At 75.3% G+C, this 21624-nt stretch carries 8 protein-coding genes; 7 read left to right on the top strand and 1 reads right to left on the bottom strand.

Annotated features, from left to right (window positions below):
• Window positions 1-2: 2 nt before the first annotated feature.
• Window positions 3-1043, bottom strand: coding sequence for an AfsA-related hotdog domain-containing protein (locus E6R62_RS15600; RefSeq protein ID WP_136214030.1), 1041 nt, complete (start codon window positions 1041-1043; stop codon window positions 3-5).
• Between the two features lie 254 nt (window positions 1044-1297).
• Here E6R62_RS15600 and E6R62_RS15595 point away from each other — a divergent pair, with 254 nt between their 5' ends.
• The 7 genes from E6R62_RS15595 to E6R62_RS15560 all read left to right on the top strand — a co-directional run bounded on the left by E6R62_RS15595 (window position 1298) and on the right by E6R62_RS15560 (window position 21571).
• The gene (locus tag E6R62_RS15595; protein WP_136214029.1) at window positions 1298-2677 is read left to right on the top strand and encodes an MFS transporter; all 1380 of its coding nucleotides are present in this window, start codon (window positions 1298-1300) and stop codon (window positions 2675-2677) included.
• A 110-nt stretch (window positions 2678-2787) separates the two neighbouring features.
• Complete coding sequence (locus E6R62_RS15590; RefSeq protein WP_168714067.1) at window positions 2788-4350, top strand: MFS transporter; 1563 nt, start codon at window positions 2788-2790, stop codon at window positions 4348-4350.
• A 273-nt stretch (window positions 4351-4623) separates the two neighbouring features.
• Window positions 4624-5052 carry an ester cyclase gene (locus tag E6R62_RS15580; protein ID WP_136214026.1) on the top strand — a complete coding sequence of 143 codons (429 nt, stop codon included), beginning with the start codon at window positions 4624-4626 and terminating at the stop codon, window positions 5050-5052.
• A 20-nt stretch (window positions 5053-5072) separates the two neighbouring features.
• Window positions 5073-7406: an acyltransferase domain-containing protein gene (locus E6R62_RS15575; RefSeq protein ID WP_136214025.1), complete on the top strand. Its 2334-nt coding sequence runs from the start codon at window positions 5073-5075 to the stop codon at window positions 7404-7406.
• On the top strand, window positions 7403-14071 hold the full coding sequence (locus E6R62_RS15570; protein WP_136214024.1) for a non-ribosomal peptide synthetase: 6669 nt from the start codon (window positions 7403-7405) through the stop codon (window positions 14069-14071). The genes E6R62_RS15575 and E6R62_RS15570 overlap by 4 nt, the downstream gene beginning before the upstream one ends.
• Entirely contained in the window at window positions 14064-17120 is a 3057-nt protein-coding gene (locus E6R62_RS15565; RefSeq protein ID WP_136214023.1) for a type I polyketide synthase, read from the top strand. Before E6R62_RS15570 ends, E6R62_RS15565 begins: the two co-directional genes overlap by 8 nt.
• Window positions 17117-21571: a non-ribosomal peptide synthetase gene (locus tag E6R62_RS15560; protein ID WP_136214022.1), complete on the top strand. Its 4455-nt coding sequence runs from the start codon at window positions 17117-17119 to the stop codon at window positions 21569-21571. The genes E6R62_RS15565 and E6R62_RS15560 overlap by 4 nt, the downstream gene beginning before the upstream one ends.
• Window positions 21572-21624 lie beyond the last annotated feature (53 nt).

The following is a 21624-nucleotide window of genomic DNA, read 5'->3' as shown; positions in this document are numbered from 1 at the left end:
GATCAGAAATCCTGGACCACGAGGGCGCGGGCCTCGGCCACGGGCTTGCGGCACTGGGTGAGCGTCAGTGTCACGGGCACCGAGGGGCGACCCTGCGCGTCCCGTTCCAGCCGGCCCGGCACGGCGGTGCACCGTGTCGGCAGCCCGGCCTCGGCGTGCCCGCGGAAGTGCACCCGCGAAGCGGCCAACGCGCTGCGCGAGGCGGTCAGCCCGTGGCTGCGCCCGACGGCGAGCAGCGCGGTCTGGCGCAGCGACTCCAGGACGTGCGCCCCTGTCAGTCGGCCGTCCTCGGCCGCGAACACCGGCCCGACGCCGTCGGTCAGTACCCGGGTCGACCAGCGGCCGCAGGACAGCGGCTCCGGGTGGCCCACCACGACGTCGGCCGGGTTCTCGCGGCCCACCGACGCCGCGTCCGCGGGCACGAGGGGGCGGTCCGGGGCTTCCTGCGGACCGGCGGCTCCCTCCGCGCCGGCCGCCGCGTCGCGGGCCGCGCGCCGCGCGCGCGCGAGGTGGCTGCCGTACACGCCGGGCATCAGGAAGACCAAGCCGGCCGAACCGGCGGCGCACGGCGCGCCGTCGATGCTGACCTCCAGCTCGAAGTCCAACCCCCGCGGCACCCCGTTGACCACGTGCGCGGGCAGGGCCCGGAGCCGGGTGCTGAGCCGCGATCCGCCCTGCGGACCGGTGCGCCAGGCCGACAGCTCGGTGAGCCGCAGGTCGAACCGGAAGAACAGACCGGGCCGCTCCTCGGGCACCCCGAAGTAGCGGTGGCCGACGAACTCGCCCACGTCCCGCACGGATTCGGTAACCGCAAGGGTGTCGTGGAAGTGCGCCCCAGGATCGTCGAAGAGGGCGGCGGCGACATCCGGCAACCGGTCGGTGATGACGAAGTGCTCCTCGCCCAGGCTCGGTCCGCTCAGGCAGTGGTCCCAGGAGACGGGGCAGTGGATCAGGTGGCGGGCCGTGCCGAACCGCCGGGCGTGGTCCCCGCCCTCGGCCGGCACGGCCGCGCGTGGCCCTTCCACGGCTGTCGCATTCGTCATCCCGTCCCCCTTGTCCTCCAGCGTTGTGTACGCCACCGGCCGGCCAAGCTTGCGAAAACTCACGGGCAGGACGCCACTTCCGGCCGGTGGCAGCTAGTTGCACGTCCGTTACTGCGTCCACTCCGCCCGATTTAGCGAAATAGAGGGTTCGCGCGCGAGCGTGGGTGCGCGGGCCGGTTCCGGTGTGTCCATCCCCCGGCCGCCGGGGCCCGGCCCGCAGTCGGCTGAACGGCCCGAAAGGCGGCGACCCCACCATGACGACCACTGCTTCCGTACCGGCGGCCCGTACCGCGGAGCCCGCCACGGAGGGCGCCGCCCCACCGGCCGCCCTTTCCCGGAGGGTCCGCGTCGGATACGCGTCGGGCGCCCTCGCGTCCGGCACCTTCACCACCCTGCCCGGGCTCCTGCTGCTGCCCTACCTCACCGACACCCTGGGCATCGGCGCGGCGCTGGCCGGTGTCGCCGTCCTGGTCCCCAAAGCCTGGGTGGCGCTCGTCAACCCGGTGGTGGGCCGGCTCAGCGACCGCACCCGCTCCCGCTGGGGGGCGCGCGGTCCGTGGGTGCTGGGCGGCGGACTGGCCATGGCCCTGGCATTCGCCCTGATGTTCGCGGGCCTCGCCCGCGGCGCTGCCGGGGCGTGGGTCACGGAGGCCGGGTTCCTGCTCACCGCCACCGCCTTCGCCTGCTTCCAGATCCCCTACGCCGCCCTGCCCGCCGAACTGGCCCCGCCGGGACCGGAGCAGGTCCGGCTCGTCGGCGGGCGGGTGGTCGCGCTCGGGCTGGCGGCGCTGACCGCCGGGGCGGTGGCGCCCGCACTGATCGACGCCGGAGGCGGGGGAGTGGCGGGCCACCGATGGGCCGGACTGTTCGGCGGCACAGTCATCGCCGCCGGCGCGCTGGGAGTCTTCCTCGCCGCCCGGTCCGTGCCGGCCGAACCCGTCCTACACAGCGCGTCCGGCATACGCCTCCAGCTCGCCGTCGCCCGCGGCAACCGCCCGTTCATGGCGCTGCTGCGCGCGGCCGCCGCGCAGACCGTCGCCACCGGCGTGCTGCTGGCCGGAACCCCGTACGCGGCGGCCCAGGTGCTGCCCGGGCCCGGCTGGGCCGGCGCCCTGGTAGCGGTGTTCGTCGCGCCCAACCTGATCTCCACCCCCGTGTGGTCACGGCTCGGCGCCCGCATCGGCCCGCGCCGCGCGTACTCCGCGGCCTGCGCCCTGTTCGGCGCGGGCTGCTTGCTCTTCCTCGCCGCGCCCCTGCTGCCGCCCGCCGCGGTCCTCGCCACCATGGCCCTCGCCGGAGCCGGGCACGCCGGTCAGTTGCTCTTCCTCTACGCGCTGCTGCCCGACTGCATCGCGCGGGAGACGGCCCGCACCGGCACCCGCCAAGGCGGCGTCCTGGCCGGGCTGTTCTCCACCGCGGAGGCGATCGGGCTGGCTCTCGGCCCCTTCCTGTATGCGGTGGTGCTCCAGGCCTTCGGCTACCTCTCCTCGGACAGCGGGCAGGCGGCCGAACAGAGTTCCCTGGCTCGGTTCGGCGTGCTCACGGGGATGGCCGTGGTCCCCGTGCTGGCCACGACGGCCGCGGTCGCGCTGCTGCGCGCCTACCGGCCCGGCCCCGCGGGGGCCGGCTCTTAGGGGTCCCCTAACCTGCGTCCGGTCCCTTGCGGGCCGTTCGAGGCGGTCCCTACCGTCGGAGCGTTGCTTTCGTCGTTGAGCGGCACTGCACTGCCGCGCGAGGAGTTGTGGTGGAAAACAAAGGGCACCCGCGCAGGTGGGCCATTCTGGCTGTGCTCGCCGTGGCAGTCTTCGTCGTCTCGATCGATTCGACCGTCCTCAATGTCGCCCTGCCCACCCTGGGCCGGGAATTCGGCGCCGGAACGGGCGAACTCCAATGGATGGTCGACGCCTATTCCGTGGCGCTCGCAGGGCTCCTCCTCATGGCGGGAAGCCTTTCGGACCGCTTCGGGCGGAAGAAGCTGCTGCTGATCGGCCTGCTGCTGTTCGGCGCGGCCTCGGTCGCCGCCGCCTTCTCCGCGGAGACCTGGCAGCTGATCGCCGCCCGCGCCGTCATGGGCGCGGGCGCCTCGGCCTTCATGCCGGGCACCCTCTCCATCCTCGTGCACGTCTTCTCCGACGAGGAGCGACCCAAGGCCATCGGCGTCTGGGGCGCGGTGACGGCGCTCGGCGCGGTCACCGGCCCGCTGATCGGCGGTGTGCTGCTGGAGCACTTCTGGTGGGGCTCGCTCTACCTGGTCAACGTCGTCGTGGTCGCCGCCGCGGTACTGGGCGCGGCGGTGCTGGTGCCCGAGTCCACCGATCCGGCGGCCCACCCGCTCGATCCGGTCAGCACCGTGCTCTCCGTCGTCGGCGTCACCGGGCTCGTGTACGGCGTGATCGAGCAGCCCCGGTTCGGCTGGTCGTCCTCCGAGGTGCTGACCGGGCTGATCGGCGGAGCCGTGGTGATGGTGTTGTTCTTCGTCCGCCAGGCGACCGCACGCCACCCCATGATCGATCTCACCGTGGTCCGCAACCGGCGCTTCCTCGGCTCCAGCGGCACCATGGCGGTGCTGATGTTCGCCCTCACCGGCAGCCTCTTCGTGCTGACCCAGCAGTTCCAGCTGGTGCTCGGGTACTCGCCGCTGCTGTCCGGCGCCGCGATCCTGCCGGTCGCCGTCGCGCTGATGGTCTGCTCGCCGCTGTCACCGGTGGTGGCCAAGGCGATCGGTGTACGCAACACCGTGGTGCTCTCCCTGCTCGTCCTCGCCGCCGGGTACGGCGTGTACGCCGAGTTCACCGAGGAGTACGGATACGGCGCGATGGTGGTCGCGATGGCACTGGTGGGCACCGGCATGGGGCTGTCCCAGCCGCTGGTCAACGACGTGCTGATGACGGCCGGGCCGCCCGAGCAGTCCGGCCTGCTGTCCTCGATGAACGACACCGTGCAGGAGATGGGTGCCGCGTTCGGCGTGGCGGTGGTGGGCAGCGTGCTGGCCGCCCGCTACGCGGCGACGTACGCACCGCACGATCCGGCCGCGCCGGCCACCCGCTCCCTCGACCAGGCGCTGGAAGCCGCCCACGGCCTGCCGCAGGCGGCCGGTCGGGCGACCGTGGAAGCGGCCAAGTCCGCCTTCGCGCAGTCGTTCTCGGCCTCGGCGGCAGTCTGCGCCGGAGTGGTCGTCCTCGGCGCCGTGGCCGCGGCGGTCCTGCTGCCCGCGACGCTCCGGGCCGCCGGCGAGGCCGAGGCGGACGGTGACACGGCCGTAGTGGCCGGGGTCCCCGCCCGAGCCGCCGGGAAGGGCACCGCCTGACCGCGTGACGCCGTGACCGCGTGACGCCCCGACCCGTGACGCCGTGGCCGCTTGGCCCCCGGTCCCGGCCCGGCCCCCGACCCCCTGGCCCTCCCCCCACACAGAGCCGCCCGCGCACCCTTCGCGCGGGCGGCTCCGTGTCGTCGCGGGGTGGGGTGGCGGGGTCCCGGGGCCGGGGTGCCGCCCCTGCCGGTAGGGGCCGGTTAGGGGTGCCCTCCATTCGAGCCAACACATAGCTTTTCCGTCGTAGGAGCCCATGCGAAAGGGAATCAGATGACCCAGGTCCAGGAAGAGCTGGAAAACGTCCTGCGCCGCTATATCGACGAGCTGCTCAACGGGCACGACGACACCCTCGTCGAGGAATTCATCCACCCGGAATTCCGTCACTTCACCGACGAGAGCGCCCTCGCCCTCGAAAACGACGGGACCGACCTCGAAGGCATCAAGGCCGGCCTGATCGAGGTGCGCGAGAAGCTGGCCCCCCACTACAGCGCCGAAGTGGTCCGCTGGGAGGGCGACATCGCGCACCTGGCCTGGAAGACCACCGTCACGCACCAGGGCTACATCTTCGATCGCGAGCCCACGGGCAAGACCTTCACCCTCACCTACACCGGCAAGACCCGGTTCAAGGACGGGAAGATCTACCAGGCGCAGAACTACTGGGACCCGCAGCAGGCCCTCTCCGTCATAGACGGCGACTGAGGGGCCGGGGGGGCGCACCAGTGACGACATCGACTTGGGCCGTGGGCCGCGCGACGGCGGCGGCCGATCCGGCCGGCGGCCACCACCGGGGCCGCACCGCCTTCGTCTTCTCCGGACAGGGCAACCAGTGGCCGGGCATGGGCCGGGACCTGATGGCCCTGGAACCGTCCGTACGGCAGACGCTGGAGGAGGCCGACGCCATCCTCCGCGGGCCCGACGGATGGTCACTGCTCGGCGAACTGGCCGCGTCCCGAGGGGAGTCACGGCTGTCGGACCCGGCGGTCCTCCAACCGACCCTGGTCGCCCTCCAGATCGCCGTGGCCCGGCTGCTGGCCGAACGCGGCGTGATCGCGGACGCGTACACCGGGCACAGCCTTGGTGAGATCGCGGCCGCGGCCGCCGCCGGGGCCCTCGGCCTCGCGGACGCGCTCCGTCTGGCCCGGCTGCGCGGTGAGCTCATGCGCCGGGCCGTGGGCACCGGACGCACCGCGCTCCTGGGCGTGGACGCCGAGGAGGCCGCCGCCCGGATCGAGCGCCACGGCGGCGCGGCCGACGTGGCCGCGTGGAACGCCCCCGGCTCCACTTTGGTGGCCGGGGACGCCGCGACCGTCCAGGCCGTGGTGGACGAGTTGGCGGCCCGGGAGGTGTTCGCCCGGGTGCTGCCCGGCGACATCGCCTTCCACAGCCGCTTCCTGGAGCCACTGCGTGCCGAGTTCCAGCAGGCGGCGCACGGTGTGCCGGCCGGGCCGACCAGCGCCCCGCTGGTGTCCACCGTCACCGGCGACGTGGTCGCCGGCACCGAGCTCGGCGCCGCCTACTGGGCGGACAACCTGCGCCGCCCGGTCCGCTTCCTCCAAGCCGTCGACACCCTCGTCGGTCTCGGCTGCCGCACCTTCGTCGAGATCGGCGCGCACCCCACCCTCGCGCCCTCGCTGGCCGACTGTTGCGCGGCCCGGGGCGTCGAACCCGTCGTCCTGCCCACCCTGCGGCGCGGCGAGGACGGTCAGGAGAACGTCCTGCGCACCGTGTGGGAGCTGCGCGCGGCGGGTGTCGTCCGTCCGACGGCGGCCCCGGTCGTCGCCGCCCGCGACGTGCGCTTCCTGACCGCGGTGACCCGCGACACCGAGCGGCCCGCCCTGCGGGGCCGCGCCGCCCGGTTCGCGGCCTCCGTCGCCGCCACCGCCCTGGAGGCGTTGGAGCGGACCGGTGACGGCGCGCAGCCCCGTACCGCCCGCGTGCTCTGGGAGCAGGACGTCGAACTCGCGCCCGGCGAGGCGACCGTCGTGGCCGCCCCCGTCGCCCCCGGAGCCGCGGCCGTCGCCGCGTACGGCCGTACTCCCGGCAGCGGCTGGAGCCGGCTGGCCACGGCACGCACCGAGCCCGGCCCGCTGCCCGCCCGGCCGGACGCGGACGTGCCGACCGCCCCCCGCACCCGAGCCCGTACGGTCGCGGACCCGGCTGTCGAAGCCGCCTGGGACGCCGCGGACGGCACCCTGGTACGGCTGCGCCCGGCCGCCGGCGACGGCGTCGGTCCGCGCGCGCTGCTGGAGTTGGCCCTGCGGGTGGCCGCGGCCGTCCTCGGCATGCACGCGCCGGAGGCCCTGTACGGAATCGAGCAGTCGGCCACGGGTGCGGCCCCGCGATGGGTGCACGTCGCCCACGGCACGCAGGCCGCCGCGGCCCCGGACGACGCAGGGGTCGCGGAGACCGCCGGACCCGCGGTGACCGTCATGGCCGCGAGCGGTCGGCCGCTGCTGCGCATCGCCGGCTCCAGCTGGCGCCCTGCCCCCCGCGAGCGGACCGCCCCGGCGCCGTCAGCCGAACAACCGCAGGCCCCCTCCGCCGGAGCCGGCACCCCGCACGGGACCGGTGCCGACGGAGCCGACCCGGCCGCGGTGCTGGCGGCCGAACCCGGCGCCCGGGCCGCCCTGCTCACCGAGCGGATCCGGCAGGCGGCCGCGGTGATCCTGCGCACCGGCCCCGACCGGGTCCCGGCGGACCGCCCGCTGAACGCGCTCGGCATGGACTCGGTCATGGGCCTGGAGCTGCGCCGCCGCCTGGAGGCGGACTACGGCGTGGAGATCGGCCTGGTGACCGTCCTGCGCGGTGCCACCTCCGCCGACCTCGCCGCCGACCTGGCGAGACAGCTCGCCGAGCAGCACGCCACGCAGCCCGCGGCCCCCGCCGCGGACCCGGTGGCCCGGCCCGATCCCGCCCAGGCCCCCACAGGCCTGCCCGATCTCGACGACCCCGCGGACCTTGACCGGCTCCTGGCCGACCTCGACGCGCTCTCCCCGGAGGAGGTGGACTCGCTGCTCGGCCGACTGGCCGGTGACGCGGCGGGCGAGCTATGACCACACACCCTGCCGCACCCCTGACGGGCCCGGCCGCCGCGTCCGCCACGGTCGCCGCCGCGTCCGCCACGGTCGCCGCCGCGTCCGCCGCGTCCGCCGCCCCGGCGGCCACCGCCGACGAGCGGCGCGCCCTGCTCCGGGCCGAGCTGTTGCGCCGCGCCGCCGCCGCCGGCCGCCCCGCCGCCGCCGTCCACCCCGTCTCCGAAGGACAGCGCGCCCTCTGGCTGTTCGAGCAGATGCACCCGGACAGCCCGGCATACCGGCTGTGCTTCGCCGCCACGGTCACCGGCCCGCTGGACGCCGGCGCCCTGCGCACCGCCCTCCAAGGCCTGCTCGACCACCACCCGGTGCTCCGCACCGCCGTGCTCCAGGAGGACGGCGAACTCGTCCAGCGGATCCGGCCCGAGGCGGCGGTGGAGTTCGACGAGCTCGACCTCACCGGCCGGCCGGACCGGGACGCCGCCGCCCAAGCCGCCGCCACCGCCTTCGCGGAGCGCCCGTACGACCTGGCGGCCGGCGCCTTCCTGCGCGCCCGGGTGCTGCGGCTGGCCGCCGACCGGGCGGTCCTGCTGCTCGGCACCCACCACATCGCGGCCGACCTGTGGGCCTTCTCGCTCATGCTGCGCGACCTCCAGGCGGCCTACCCGGCCGCCCGGGCGGGCCGCCCCGTCGTCCTGGCCGCGCCCGCCGCCGACTACCCCGCGTACGTCCGGTGGCAGCGCGAACTGGTCGCCGGCGACCGCGGTCGGGCGAGCGCCGACTTCTGGCGCGAGCAGTTGTCCGGCGAGGTCCCCCGGCTGGAACTGCCGGCCGACCGGCGCCGGCCCCCCCGGCCCACCCACCGGACGGCCGTGCACACCTTCAGCCTCGGTGCCGAGGTCACCGACGGGCTGCGCCGCGTCGCGCGGGAGACCGGCGGCACCCTCTACACGGCGACCCTCACCGTCTTCAACCTGCTGATGCACCGCTACACCGGCCAGGACGACATCTGGCTGGGCTCCGTCTCCACCGGCCGCGGCAAGGCCGCCTTCGAGGACGTCGTCGGCTACTTCGCCAACCTGATGGTGCTGCGCACCCGCATCACCCCCCACCACACCTTCCGCACCCTGCTGGAACAGGTCCGCGAGACCGCGCTCGACGCGATGGAGCACCAGGACTACCCGTACCCGCTGGTCGCCGGGCAGGCCGCCCAGGGCGGTGCGGACGGGGCCGGCGCCACCGCAGGCGCGCTGTTCGACGTCGCGTTCTTCTACGAGTCCGCCTCCTACAGCTCGGAACAGGGCCTCTCGCTCTTCGCCACCGGCGCCGCGGGCGCCCGCCTCGACATCGGCGACCTCCGCCTGGAGCCGTACCCGCTGTCCGTCCAGGGCAGCGAGCAGGACCTGACCGTCTTCGCGGAAGAGGTCGACGGGCGCGTCAGCTGCTCCCTGCGCTACGCCACCGACCTCTTCGACCGCGAGACCGCCGAGGCCCTGGGCCGCCACTTCCGCGCGCTGGCCGCCGCCTGCGCCGCCCGCCCCGACACCCCGCACGGGCGGCTGCCGATGCTCTCGGACGCCGACCGCCGCCAGGTGCTGAGCGAGTGGAGCCGGCCCGGCGACCCGGCGGCCCTCGCCGGCCGGGGCGTGCACGAACTGGTACTGGAACAGGCCGCCCGCACCCCGGACGCCACCGCCGTCTCGGCCGGCGAGGAGCGCCTGAGCTACGCCGAACTCGCCGAACAGGCAAGGGCACTGGCACTGGTGCTGCGCTCGTACGGCGTGGGCCCCGAGGTCAAGGTCGGCCTCAGCGGCGACGGCACCCCCCGCCTCTTCGTCGGCCTGCTCGCGATCCTGATGGCGGGCGGCGCGTACATCCCGCTCGACCCCACCTACCCGGTCAAGCGACTCGAGTACATGATCGAGGACTCCTCGGTCGCCCTGCTGCTCGCCCAGCGCAGCGTCGCCGGCCGGCTGCCCGTCCCCGACGGGGTTCCCGTGCTGTACCTCGACGACAGCCACGAACCGCCCTCCCCGGCGCCCGAACTGCCCGCCCCCGACGGCGGCCGGCTCGCCTACGTCATCTACACCTCCGGCTCCACCGGCCGACCCAAGGGCGTGATGGTCGAGCACGCCGGCCTGGTCGACTTCGACCACGCGCACCGCGAGGCCCTGCCGGCCGGCCCCGGCCGCCGGGTCCTCCAGAACGCCTCCATCAGCTTCGACGTCAGCACCTGGGAATGGATGATGGCGCTGACCACCGGGGCCACCCTGGTGGTCGCCCCGCGCGAGGAACTCCGCCCCGGGCCGCCGCTCATCGACACCATCCGGCGCGAACGCATCACCAGCCTGAGCGCCACCCCCTCCGTCCTGGCCACCATGGACCCGGCCGACCTGCCCACCGTCACCGAGCTCACCTCGGTCGGCGAGGCCGTCTCCGCCGACCTGGTGCGAGCCTGGTCACCGGGCCGGCGCATCGTCAACGCGTACGGGCCCACCGAGATCACCGTCTTCTGCACCACCGAGGTCTGCGTACCGGACGGCAGCGTCCCGCCCATTGGGCGCGCGCTGCCCGGCACCGAGCTCTACGTCCTGGACGCCGGGCTGCGCCCGGTCCCGGCCGGCGTCGTCGGCGAACTGTTCCTGGGCGGCACGGGCGTCACCCGCGGCTACCAGAACCGGCCCGACCTCACCGCCGACCGCTACGTCCCGCACCCCTTCACCGACGAGCCGGGCGCCCGGCTCTACCGCACCGGCGACCGCGTCCGCTTCGACCGGCAGGGCACCCTGCACTACCTCGGTCGCGCCGACCACCAGGTGAAGATCCGCGGCGTGCGCATCGAGCCGGGCGAGGTGCAGGACGCCCTCGACTCGCATCCCGGGGTCCGCGAGGCCGTGGTCATGGCCCGTCCCGGCCGCGACGGCCGCCTTGTCCTCGCCGGATACGTCCTGCGCGAGCCCGACGCCGAGGCCCCCACCGTCGCCGCGCTGCGCGCGCACCTGGCGGAGCGGCTCACCTCCGCGATGATCCCCTCGCACCTGTTCGTCCTGGACGCGTTCCCGCTCAACCCCAACGGCAAGGTGGACCGCGCCCTGCTGCCCGCCCCCGAGGAGCTCCCCGAGGACGGCGCCGCCGCCACCCCGCCCTCCACGCCCACCGAACGGGCCGTGGCCGAGGTGTGGAGCGAGCTGCTCGGCATCGCGCGGATCGGCGCCGACGCCCACTTCTTCGAACTGGGCGGCCACTCCCTGCTGGCGGTCCGGGCCGCCGCGCGGCTGCGCGAGCACACCGGGGTCGAACTGCCCCTGCGCGACCTGTTCGACGCCCCCGTGCTGCGTGCCGTGGCCGCCCGGATCGACGGGCTGCGGGCCGCGGGGACCGGCGCCGTGCGGGCCGCCGAGCCCGCGCCGTTGCCCAGGCTGCCGCGCGGCCCCGAAGGCCTGCCCCTGTCCTCGGCCCAGCAACGGCTCTGGTTCGTGGAGCAGCTGCGGCCGGGCGGCCTCGCGTACCGCATCGCCGGCGAGCTGCACCTCGACGGGCCGCTCGACCCGGCCGCCCTGCGTGCCGCGATGGCCGAGGTGGTACGCCGCCACGAGGCACTGCGCACCGTCTTCACCTCCTTCGCGGGGGAGCCCCGGCAGCTCGTCACCGAGGTCGCCGCCGACGCGATCCTGCCGGTCGTGGACCTCAGCGGTCTCGGCGCCGAGGAGCGCGAGGAGGCCCGCGCGGAGCGGAGCCGGGCCTTCTTCGAGCAGCCCTTCGACCTCACCCGCTCGCCGCTGCACACCCAGCTGATCCGGCTGGCCGAGGACCGGCACACCGTGCAGCTCTCGGTCCACCACATCGCCGCCGACGGCTGGTCGGTACGGCTCGTGGTGCGCGAACTGACCGCGCTGTACGCGGCGTACGCGACGGGCGCCTCGCCCGAGCTGCCCGAACCGCCCGTGCAGTACCCGGACTTCGCCCACTGGCAGCGCGAACGCCAGTCCGGCGAGGCCGGCGAGGCCGAACTCGCCCACTGGGCGAGCACCCTCGCCGGCGCCCCCGCCCACCTGGAGCTGCCCACCGACCGGCCGCGCCGCGACGTGGGTGACCGCCCGGCGGCGCGTGAGCGGCGCACCCTCGGCGCGGACCTGGCCGGCCGGCTGCGCACGCTCGCCGGGCAGCACAACGCCTCGCTGTCCATGGCCCTGCTCACCGGGTACGCGGCACTGCTGTCCCGCTGGTCGGGGCAGGAGGACGTCGTCGTGGGCATGCCCGTGGCGGGCCGGACCCGCCCGGACCTGGAGCAGAGCGTCGGCCTCTACGTCAACACCGTCGCCGTGCGCACCGACACCTCCGGCGCCCCCGGCTTCCGGGATCTGCTCGGGCGGGTCCGGACGGCGGCCCTCGACGCCGACGCCCACCAGGACGTGCCCTTCGAAAGGGTCGTGGACCGGCTCGCCCCCGACCGCGACCTCACCCGCACCCCCGTGTTCCAGGTGCTGTTCAACATGCTCAACCTGGACGACACCCACCCGACCGTGCCCGGGGTGCGGACCCGGCTGGCCGGGACCGAGGACCTCAGCGCCCGCTACGACCTCACCCTCTACGTCACCCCGGATGCGGACGGTTCGCTCGGGCTCGACCTCGTCTACGATGCCTCGCTGTTCGACGCCGGGACCGTCGCCGCCTTCCTCGACCAGTTCGAGGCGCTGCTGGCATCGGCCGCCGCCGACCCCGCCGCCCCCGTGGCGGAGCTGGCCCTGCCGCGACCGTCCGCGCTCCCGGACCCCGCCCGGCCGCTGCCGGCCGGCCCGTGGACCGCGGCCGTGCACGAGAGGTTCGCGCGGGCCGCGGCGGCCCGCCCCGACGCCGTCGCCCTCCGCCACGGCGGCCGGGACCTGACGTACGGCGAGCTGGACCGCGCCAGCGCCGCGCTGGCGGCCGAACTGGCCTCCGCGGGCATCGGCCCCGGCCGGGTGGCGGCCGTGCACGCCGAGCGGTCACCGGCCCTGGTCGTCGCGGTACTCGCCGCGCTGCGCGCCGGAGCCGCCTTCAGCCTGCTCGACCGGGCCCACCCGGTCGGGCGGCGCGAGCGGACCGCCCGCGCCCTCGGCGCCGCGGCGTGGCTGGAGACCGGCGCCGAGCTTCCCGAAGTCCTCGGTCCCGGGGTCGTCTTCGCGCGCAGCGTCACGGCGGACGCCCCCGCAGGTGCGGAGCCGGCGGCCGCGGCGGTGCCCGCCGCCCGCCCCGCCGCCCCCGGCGACACCGCGTACGTCGCCTTCACGTCCGGGACCACCGGCGCGCCCAAGGGCGTCGTCGGCAGCCATGCGCCCTTGGCCCACTTCACGGACTGGTACACCCGCACCTTCGGGATCGGAGCCGAGGACCGCTTCGCCCTCACGTCGGGGCTGAGCCACGACCCGCTGCTGCGCGACCTGTTCGTGCCGCTCTCGGTCGGCGCCCGGCTGCACATCCCGGAACCGGGGCTGCTGGCCGCGCCGGAGGCGTACGCCCGCTGGCTGGCCGCCGAGGGGATCACGGTGCTCCACCTGACCCCGCCGACGGCACGCTTCCTGAGCGGACTGCCCGACGGCTGCCTGCCATCGCTGCGCCTGGCCGTCTTCGGCGGGGACACGCTCACCGGACGGGAGGCCGCCGTGCTGCGCAGGCTGGCTCCCGGCGTGCGCCTGGTGAACTTCTACGGCGCCACCGAGACCCCGCAGGCCCCGGCCTGGTACCCGGTCGGCGAGCCCGCCGCCGACGAGCAGGTGCCGCTGGGCACCGGCATCGACGGCGCGCAGCTGCTGGTGCTGCGCGGCGAACGGCCCGCCACGGTAGGCGAGTTGGGCGAGATCACCGTCCGCACCCCCCACCTGGCCGAGGGCTACCTCGGGCCGGACGAGGCAGGCCGGTTCCGCCCCGACCCGGCGGGCGGCGCCCACGGCGAACGGCTCTACCGCACCGGCGACCTCGGCCGGCACCGGCCCGACGGCACGGTGGTCTTCGCGGGCCGCGCCGACCGCCAGGTGAAGGTGCGCGGCCACCGGGTGGACCTCTCCGGCGTCGAGCACGCCCTGCGCGGCCACCCCGCGGTCACGGCGGCAGTGGTCGCCACGGTGGCCGACGCCACCGGCGAGCTCGGCCTCGCCGCCTGGGCCACCACGGACGGCGGCGCCGACGCCGCCGCGCTCCGCGCCCACCTGCTGGGCCGGCTGCCCGCCGCGATGGTGCCCGCCACCGTCGACGTGGTCGAGGCCTTCCCGCTCACCACGAACGGCAAGGTGGACACCGCCCGGCTGCGGGCCTGGCGGCGCAGCGCGGCGACGGCCGGCGGCGCGGCCCGTACGCCCGCCACCCGCACCGAGGAGACGGTGCGCTCCCTGTGGCAGGAGCTGCTGGGTGTCGAGGACATCGGACGCGACGACACGTTCTTCGGGCGCGGCGGCCACTCCCTTCAACTGGTCCCGCTCCAGCTGCGACTGCGGGAGGAACTGGGCGTGGACGTACCGGTGCTGGACCTGCTCCGGCACCCGACGGTGGCGGCGCTCGGCCGCCACGTGGACGGTCTCCTCGGCGGGACCGCCGCCGGCCCGGGCGGGGAGCCGGACCGGTCGGCCGCCGCCCGCGAACAGGCCGCAGAACGTGCACGACGGGCCGCCGACCGGCGGCGCCGGATGAGAAGGGGACAGGGGGATGTCTGAGGCCGTGGCCGAACACAACGACCGCACGGACGGGACGTACGGCATGGACGGGGCGGACGACCAGGAGCGGATCGCCGTCGTCGGACTGGCCTGCCGGGTACCGGGAGCCGATGACCCGGACGGGTTCTGGCGGAACCTGGTCGAGGGCGTCGAGTCCATCGAGCGCCTGGAGCCGCCCGCCGACGCCCCGGAGGGGTACGTGCCCGCCGTCGCGCGGATCAAGGGCGTGGAGGACTTCGACGCTGAGTTCTTCGGCATGACGCCGCGCGAGGCGGCGCTCGCCGACCCGCAGCAGCGGCTGTTCCTGGAGCAGTGCTGGGCGGCGCTGGAGGACGCGGGCTGCGATCCCGAACGGTCCCGGGGTCGGATCGGCGTCTGGGGCGGTACCTCCTTCAACTCCTACCTGGTCCTCAACGTGCTGCCGGGCCGCTCCCGAGAGGGGCTGCTCGGCGAGTACCCGGCGGCCCTGCTGCACGGCAACGACAAGGACTACCTCACCAGCCGCGTCGCCCACCGGCTGGGCCTGACCGGGCCCGCCGTCACCGTCCAGACCGCGTGCTCCACCTCGCTGGTCGCGGTGGCCGAGGCGGCCCGGGCACTGCTGGACTACCAGTGCGACATGGCGCTCGCCGGAGGGGCCTCGGTCAAGCTCCCGCAGGACTGGGGCTACGTGTACGAGACGGGGGGCATCCAGTCCCCCGACGGCTATTGCCGGGCCTTCGACGCCGACGCGGCCGGCACGGTCTTCGGCAGCGGCGCCGGCGTGGTCGCCCTCAAGCGGCTCTCCGACGCCCTCGCCGACGGCGACCGGATCCACGCCGTGATCCTCGGCTCCGCCGTGAACAACGACGGCTCCCGCAAGAGCGGTTACACCGCGCCGAGCACCGACGGGCAGGCCGACGTCCTCACCGACGCCTACTTCGCGGCCGGGGTGAGCCCCGCCTCGATCGGCTACGTGGAGGCCCACGGCACCGGCACCGCGATCGGCGACCCGATCGAACTGGCGGCCCTGGACGAGGTGTTCGGCGCCGACGGGGCGGCGCCCGGCGCCGTCGCCATCGGATCGGTCAAGACGAACATCGGCCATCTCAACGCCGCCTCGGGCGTCGTCGGCCTGATCAAGGCCGTGCTGGCGGTCCGTGAGGGCGAACTGCCGCCGAGCCTGCACTACCGCACACGCAACCCGCGGACCAGTGAGAAGTCGCCCTTCACCGTCAACGACCGGCGCCGGGCCTGGCCGGCGGGGCCCGGACCGCGCCGGGCCGGGGTCAGCTCCTTCGGCGTGGGCGGCACCAACGCGCACGTCGTACTGGAACAACCGCCCGCCGCCCCCGCCCGGACCACCACCGCTGCCGCCGCCCCGCCCCGGCACCAGCTGATCACCCTGTCCGCCCGTACCTCCGACGCCCTCGCCGAAGCCGCAGGCCGGCTCGCGGACGTCCTCGGCACCGCACCCGCCGAGACCCTGCCCGACATCGCGCACACCCTGGCCCGCGGCCGCAGACGGTTCCCGTACCGCACCGCGGTGGCGGCGGCCGAGCCCGCCGCGGCGGCGGCGGCGCTGCGCCGCGCGACCGGCGTCCGGGCGGCCGGCGACGCCCCGGCCGTCTTCCTCTTCCCCGGCCAGGGCACCCAGTACCAGGGCATGACCGCCGGACTCCTCGCCGAGGAGCCGGAGTTCGCACGGCACCTCGCCGAGTGCGCCGAGCTGTTCGCCCCGCACACCGGGACCGACCTGCTCGCCCTGCTGAGCAGCCCGGCCCCGGCCGGCGCGGACGACGCGCTCACCTCCACCCGGTTCGCGCAGCCGGCGCTGTTCGCCGTCGAGTACGCACTGGCCCGGTGGTGGACGGCGCGCGGCGTACGGCCCGCCGCGCTGCTCGGCCACAGCCTGGGGGAGTGGACCGCCGCCGCCGTCGCCGGGGTCATGGGCCTGGAGGACGCCGTCCGCCTGGTCGCCGCCCGCGGGCGCCTGATGGAAGAGTGCCCCCGCGGGGTGATGCTCGCGGTGGAACTCACCGAGGCCGAGGCCCGCACCCTGGAGGGTCCCGGGCTCACCATCGCCGCGCTGAACGCACCCGCGCGCTGCGTGCTGTCCGGCACGGAGGCGGCCGTGGCCGCCGCCGAGGCCGAGTTGGCCGCCCGCGGGGTCGCCGCCAAACGGCTGGTCACCTCGCACGCCTTCCACTCGCCGCTGCTCGACCCGATGGTGGAGCCCTTCGCGGACCTGGTCGCCGGGGTGCGGCTGAACCCACCGCGGATCCCCTTCGCGTCCAACGTCACCGGCACCTGGATCACCGACGCCGAGGCCACCGACCCGCGGTACTGGGCCGGCCAGGCGCGGGCCGCCGTACGCTTCGCCGACGGGGTCGGCGCACTGCTGGAGGTCCAGCCCGACCCGGTGCTGCTGGAGCTGGGCCCCGGCCGGGCACTCGGCCGGTTCGCCGCCTGGACCGGCGGGCCCGCGCTGCGCACGGTCGGCACCGTACGGGGCGCCCGCCAGGCCGGTTCGGACCGGCAGGTCCTGCTCCAGGCGGTGGGCGACGCCTGGGCGCACGGCGTCGACCTGGAGCTGCCGTCGGCCGGCGACGGCCCGGACCGGCCGCGGATCACGGCGCTGCCCGGGCACCCGATGGACCGGCGCCGGCACTGGATCGACGCCCCGGCCGCGGCCGGAGCCACGGCGGCTGCCGCCCCGGCCCTCTCGGCCCTCCCGGCACCGCCCGCCGCCGACGTGGCAGCCGCCGGCGGGCCGGACCCGGCCGACGTCGAGGTCGGCGGCCCGGTCCGCCTCGCCGACGGCCCGCAGGAGCAGGTCGCCGCCCTGTGGCGGGAGCTGCTCGGCATCGAGCGGATCAGGCCCGACGACGACCTCTTCATGCTCGGCGGCGACTCCCTGAACGCCTCCCAGCTCATCTCCCGGGCGAACAGGCTCTTCCGGGCCGACCTCCCGCTGGAGGACTTCCTGGACGAGCCGACCGTCCGGCGGATGGCCGAACTCGCCGTCCGCGCACAGACCCACAACCCTGCCGAGGCGGTGGAGCAGTGACCAGCCACATCACCATGACGAACAGCCCGACGGCGGACGCGCCGAGAACGGCGGGCCGGCCCGCGGACCGCCCGCTCTCCTTCGCGCAGCAGCGCATGTGGTTCATGGAAGAACTCGTCCCGGGCACCTCCCTGCAGAACATCCCGCTCGCCGTACGGCTGACCGGCCCGCTCGACATCGACGCCGTCCGCGGCGCGTTCCGCGCGGTCGTCCGCCGCCACGACACCCTGCGCACGGCGTTCGGTGTTCACCGGGGCGCCCCCGGCCACACCGTGCTGGCTCCCGAGGACGCCGAGCCGGAACTCTCCCTCGTGGACCTCTGCGGCACCGCCGGCGCCGAGGGGCGCGCCCTCGGCGGCTGGCTGCACGAGCAGGCCACCGAGCCCTTCGACCTGGGCCGCCCGCCGCTGCTGCGCATCGGCCTCGCGCGGCTCGGGCCCGAGGAGCACGTCCTCTCCCTCACCGTGCACCACCTCGTCTGCGACGGGTGGTCGCTGGACGTCCTGATCCGCGAGTTCAACTCCGCCTACACCGAGCTGGCCGGCGGGGCCGCCGAACCGTCCCTCGCCGAACCGGCCGTCCGATACGCCGAGTTCGCCGAACGGCAGCACCGACGCTTCACCGACGGTTCCATGTCCGCCGACCTGGCGTACTGGCGCGAGAGGCTGGCCGGCGACCCGACCGCACTGGAACTGCCCACGGACCGGCCCAGGCCCGAGGAGCCCGGCTACCGCGGGGCCAGGATCCGCCGCGAGATCCCGCAGCCGCTGCTCGACGCGGTCGCCGCCGCCGCCCGCGGCCGGGGCGTCACCCCGTACATGGTGCTGCTGGCCGCGTACAGTGCCCTCCTCCACCGGTGCGCCGGACAGGCCGAGGTGATCGTGGGGACGCCCATAGCGGGCCGCTCCGACGTGGACACCGAGGAACTGATCGGCCTGTTCGCCAACACCCTCCCGCTGCGGGTCGACCTGTCCGGGGACCCCTCCTTCGGGGACCTGCTCCGCCGGGTCCGGACCACCGCGATCGGCGCCTACGCCCACCAGGGCCTGCCCTTCGAGAAGATCGTCGAGGAGCTCCGGCCGGACCGCGGCAGCCACCTCACGCCGCTGTTCCGCACCATGTTCATCCTCCAGAACGCCACCACCACCGGCCTGGAACTGCCGGGCCTGAGCGCCGAGGCCGTCGAGACCCACAACGGCACCTCCCGCTTCGACCTCCAGCTCATCGTCGGCAAGCGGAGCGACGGCTGGGTGGCCACACTGGAGTACGACACCGACCTCTTCGACCGCGGCACCGCCGAGCGGATGCTCGACCGCTACCTGACCCTGCTCGAAGGGGCCGTCGCCGAACCCGGTACCCGACTCTCCCGGCTCCCGCTGCTCAGCGCCACCGAGCGGCGGCGCGTCCTGGAGATCGGCCGCAAGGCCCGGGACTTCCCCGTCACCGAGTGCCTGCACGAGACCTTCGCCCGACACGCGCGCCGACGCCCCGACGCCGTCGCCGTCAGCTGCGAGGGCCGCAGCCTCACCTACGCCGAACTGGACGGCCGGGCCGAGGCGCTGGCGGTGCGGCTGCGCGCCGCCGGCGTCGGCCGCGAGAGCCTCGTCGGCCTCTTCCTCGATCGCGGCCTGGACACGGCCGTGGCCATCCTCGGCGTGTTCAAGGCGGGCGGCGGCTACGTGCCGATGGACCCGCTCTACCCGGCCGCCCGGCTCGCCCGGATCCTCGGCGACGCCACCCCACACGTCCTGATCACACATGACGCGCTGCGCGGCGCCCTGCCGGACTACGACGGCCACCTGCTCGTCATCGACCGGCCCGAGGAGCCCTTCCCGGACCCGGCGCGCCCGGTGCCCGCACGCGACGGCGCGCCGCTCGCACCCAACAACGCCGCCTACGTCATCTACACCTCGGGCTCCACCGGCACCCCCAAGGGCGTCCAGGTCAGCCATGCCACCGTGGCCCGGATGTTCGCCGCCATGACCGCGACGAGCAGCTTCGACTTCGGCGAGGACGACGCCTGGCCGATGCTGCACAGCTACGCCTTCGACGTGTCCGTGGTCGAGATGTGGGGTGCCTGGCTGCACGGCGGCCGCCTGGTCGTCGTCCCCGCGGAGACCGCCCGCGACCCCGAGGCGTACTACGCGCTGGTCCGGGAAGAGGGCATCACCGTCCTCAACCAGACCCCGTCCGCCTTCGTCCACTTCGCCGCCGTCGACGCCCGGCACGACCCGGCGGAGCTGCCCCTGCGCACCATCATCTTCGGCGGCGAGGCACTGGAGTCCGGCACCCTCGCCTCCTGGTTCCAGCGTCACGGCGACCGGGGCCCGCGCCTGGTCAACATGTACGGCATCACCGAGACCATCCACGTCACCATCCGCGAGATGACGGCCGAGGACGTCCGGCAGAACCGGCGCAGCCCCATCGGCCGGCCGATGCCCGACATGGAGCTGTACGCCCTCGACGAACTGCTCCAGCCCGTGCCGATCGGCGTCACCGGCGAGCTGTACGTCGGCGGCCCGGGCCTGGCCCGCTGCTACTTCCGCGACCCGCACAAGACCGCCGACCGGTTCGTCCCGCACCCCTTCTCCCCGGTCCCCGGCGCCCGCCTCTACAAGAGCGGCGACCTGGCCCGGCTCACCCCCCGGGGCGAGTTCGAGTACGTCGGCCGCGCCGACCACCAGGTCAAGATCCGCGGTTACCGCATCGAGACCGGCGAGGTGGAGGCCGTCCTCCTCGACCACCCGGACGTACACGCCGCCGTGATCGTGCCCCAGCGCGCGGCCGACGGCGAGATGCGGCTGTACGGGTACGCCACCCTGGAGCCCGGCGCCCGCGAGGGCGAGGCCTCCGGGACCACCGCCGCCCTGCTGCGCGACCACCTCGCCGAGCGGCTGCCCGCCTATATGGTGCCTACCGCCGTGGTGGTGCTGGCCGCGCTGCCGCTCACCGTCAACGGCAAGGTCGACCGCAAGGCGCTGCCCGTACCCGAGCCGGTCCGCGCCGAGAGCACCACCGCCTACGTCGCCCCCCGTACGTCCACCGAGCAGCGCGTCGCCCAGGCCTGGCGCGAGCTGCTGGGCCTCGAACGGGTCGGTGTGCACGACAGCTTCTTCGACCTCGGCGGCTACTCGCTGCTGGCGACGCGGCTGGTCTTCCGCCTGCGCGAGGAGTTCGCGACCGGCCTACCGCTGCGCACCCTGTTCTCCGACCCCACCGTGGCCGGCATCGCCGCCGTCCTCGACGGCTCGGGGGCCGCGGACCAGGACCGCGGGGCGGCCCTCGCGCCGGTTGCGGCGATGCGGGCCGACACCGTGCTCGGCGAGGGCATCACCGGGTTCCCGGCCCCCGCCCGGCCGGGCGGTGAGCACGATGTCCTGCTCACCGGCGCCACCGGCTTCCTCGGCGCGTTCCTCCTCGACGCGCTCCTGGAGGCCACCGGCGCCACCGTGCACTGCCTGGTGCGCGCCGAGGACGAGGCCGGCGCGCAGCGACGACTGGAGAAGGCGCTCTCCGACTTCGGGCTGTGGGACCCGACCCGGTCCCACCGGATCCGCGCCGTCGCGGGCGACCTCGCCGCCCCCCGCCTCGGCCTCGCCCCGGCCGCGTACGAGGACTTGGCGGCCCGCGTCGACGCGATCTACCATTCGGGTGCCGCCGTCAACCTGGTCCTGCCCTACGAGGAGCTGCGACCCGCCACCGTCGACGGCACCCGCGAGATCCTCCGGCTGGCCACCGCGACCGGCCGGGCGGCCGTCCACCACGTCTCCACGGTCGGCGTCTTCGCCGGGCCGCCCGCCGACGGCAAGGCGCTCGCCGAGACCTCGCCCACCGGCCCGCCCGAACTCCTGCGCCAGGGCTACACCCAGAGCAAGTGGGTCGCCGAGCAGGTCATCGAGCTGGCCCGGGCCGAGGGCGTGCCGGTCACCCTGCACCGCCCCGCCCGCATCTCCGGGCACACGGTCACCGGCGCCTGCCAGACCGACGACTTCCTGTGGCGCGTCATCAAGGGCTGCGTCCAGGCGGGCGCCGTGCCGCGCGGCCTGACCGCCGAGGCGGACCTGGTACCGGTCGACTACGTCGCCCGGGCCATCGTGGCCGTGGCCGCCCGACCCGAGGCGCTCGGCGGGCTCCACCACCAGGTCAACACCCGGCCCGTGCCGCTGTCCCGGGTACTCGGCCACGTACGCGACTTCGGCTACCGGCTCGACGAGCTGGAGCCCTCCGCATGGGTCGACCTCGTCAAGGCCGACCCCGCCAACGCGGCCTACCCGCTGCTCAGCCTCTTCGACCCGGCCGGCGGCGGCTTCACGTCCGTCCGCTTCTCGGACGAGGACACCCGGGCCCACCTGGCCGGCACGGGCATCACCTGCCCGCCACTGGACGCCCGGCTCTTCCACACCTACCTCGGCTACTTCGTCGGCTCCGGGTACCTCCCGGCGCCCCGATGAGCCGTCCGGCACCCCTCCCATCCACACACCACCACCAGCGACGGAGACACCGA

The sequence above is a fragment of the Streptomyces sp. A1136 genome (genome assembly GCF_004795055.1).
Taxonomy (GTDB): Bacteria; Actinomycetota; Actinomycetes; order Streptomycetales; family Streptomycetaceae; genus Streptomyces.
The sequence above is the reverse complement of the archived record's forward strand: the minus strand, read 5'-3'. Positions and strand labels throughout refer to the sequence as shown.

Bases quoted from the DNA above. Each gene is read 5' to 3' on its own strand.
- E6R62_RS15580 (WP_136214026.1), top strand. From the start codon at position 4,624: ATGACCCAGGTCCAGGAAGAGCTGGAAAACGTCCTGCGCCGCTATATC.
- E6R62_RS15570 (WP_136214024.1), top strand. From the start codon at position 7,403: ATGACCACACACCCTGCCGCACCCCTGACGGGCCCGGCCGCCGCGTCC.
- E6R62_RS15600 (WP_136214030.1), bottom strand. From the start codon at position 1,043: ATGACGAATGCGACAGCCGTGGAAGGGCCACGCGCGGCCGTGCCGGCC.
- E6R62_RS15565 (WP_136214023.1), top strand. From the start codon at position 14,064: ATGTCTGAGGCCGTGGCCGAACACAACGACCGCACGGACGGGACGTAC.
- E6R62_RS15595 (WP_136214029.1), top strand. From the start codon at position 1,298: ATGACGACCACTGCTTCCGTACCGGCGGCCCGTACCGCGGAGCCCGCC.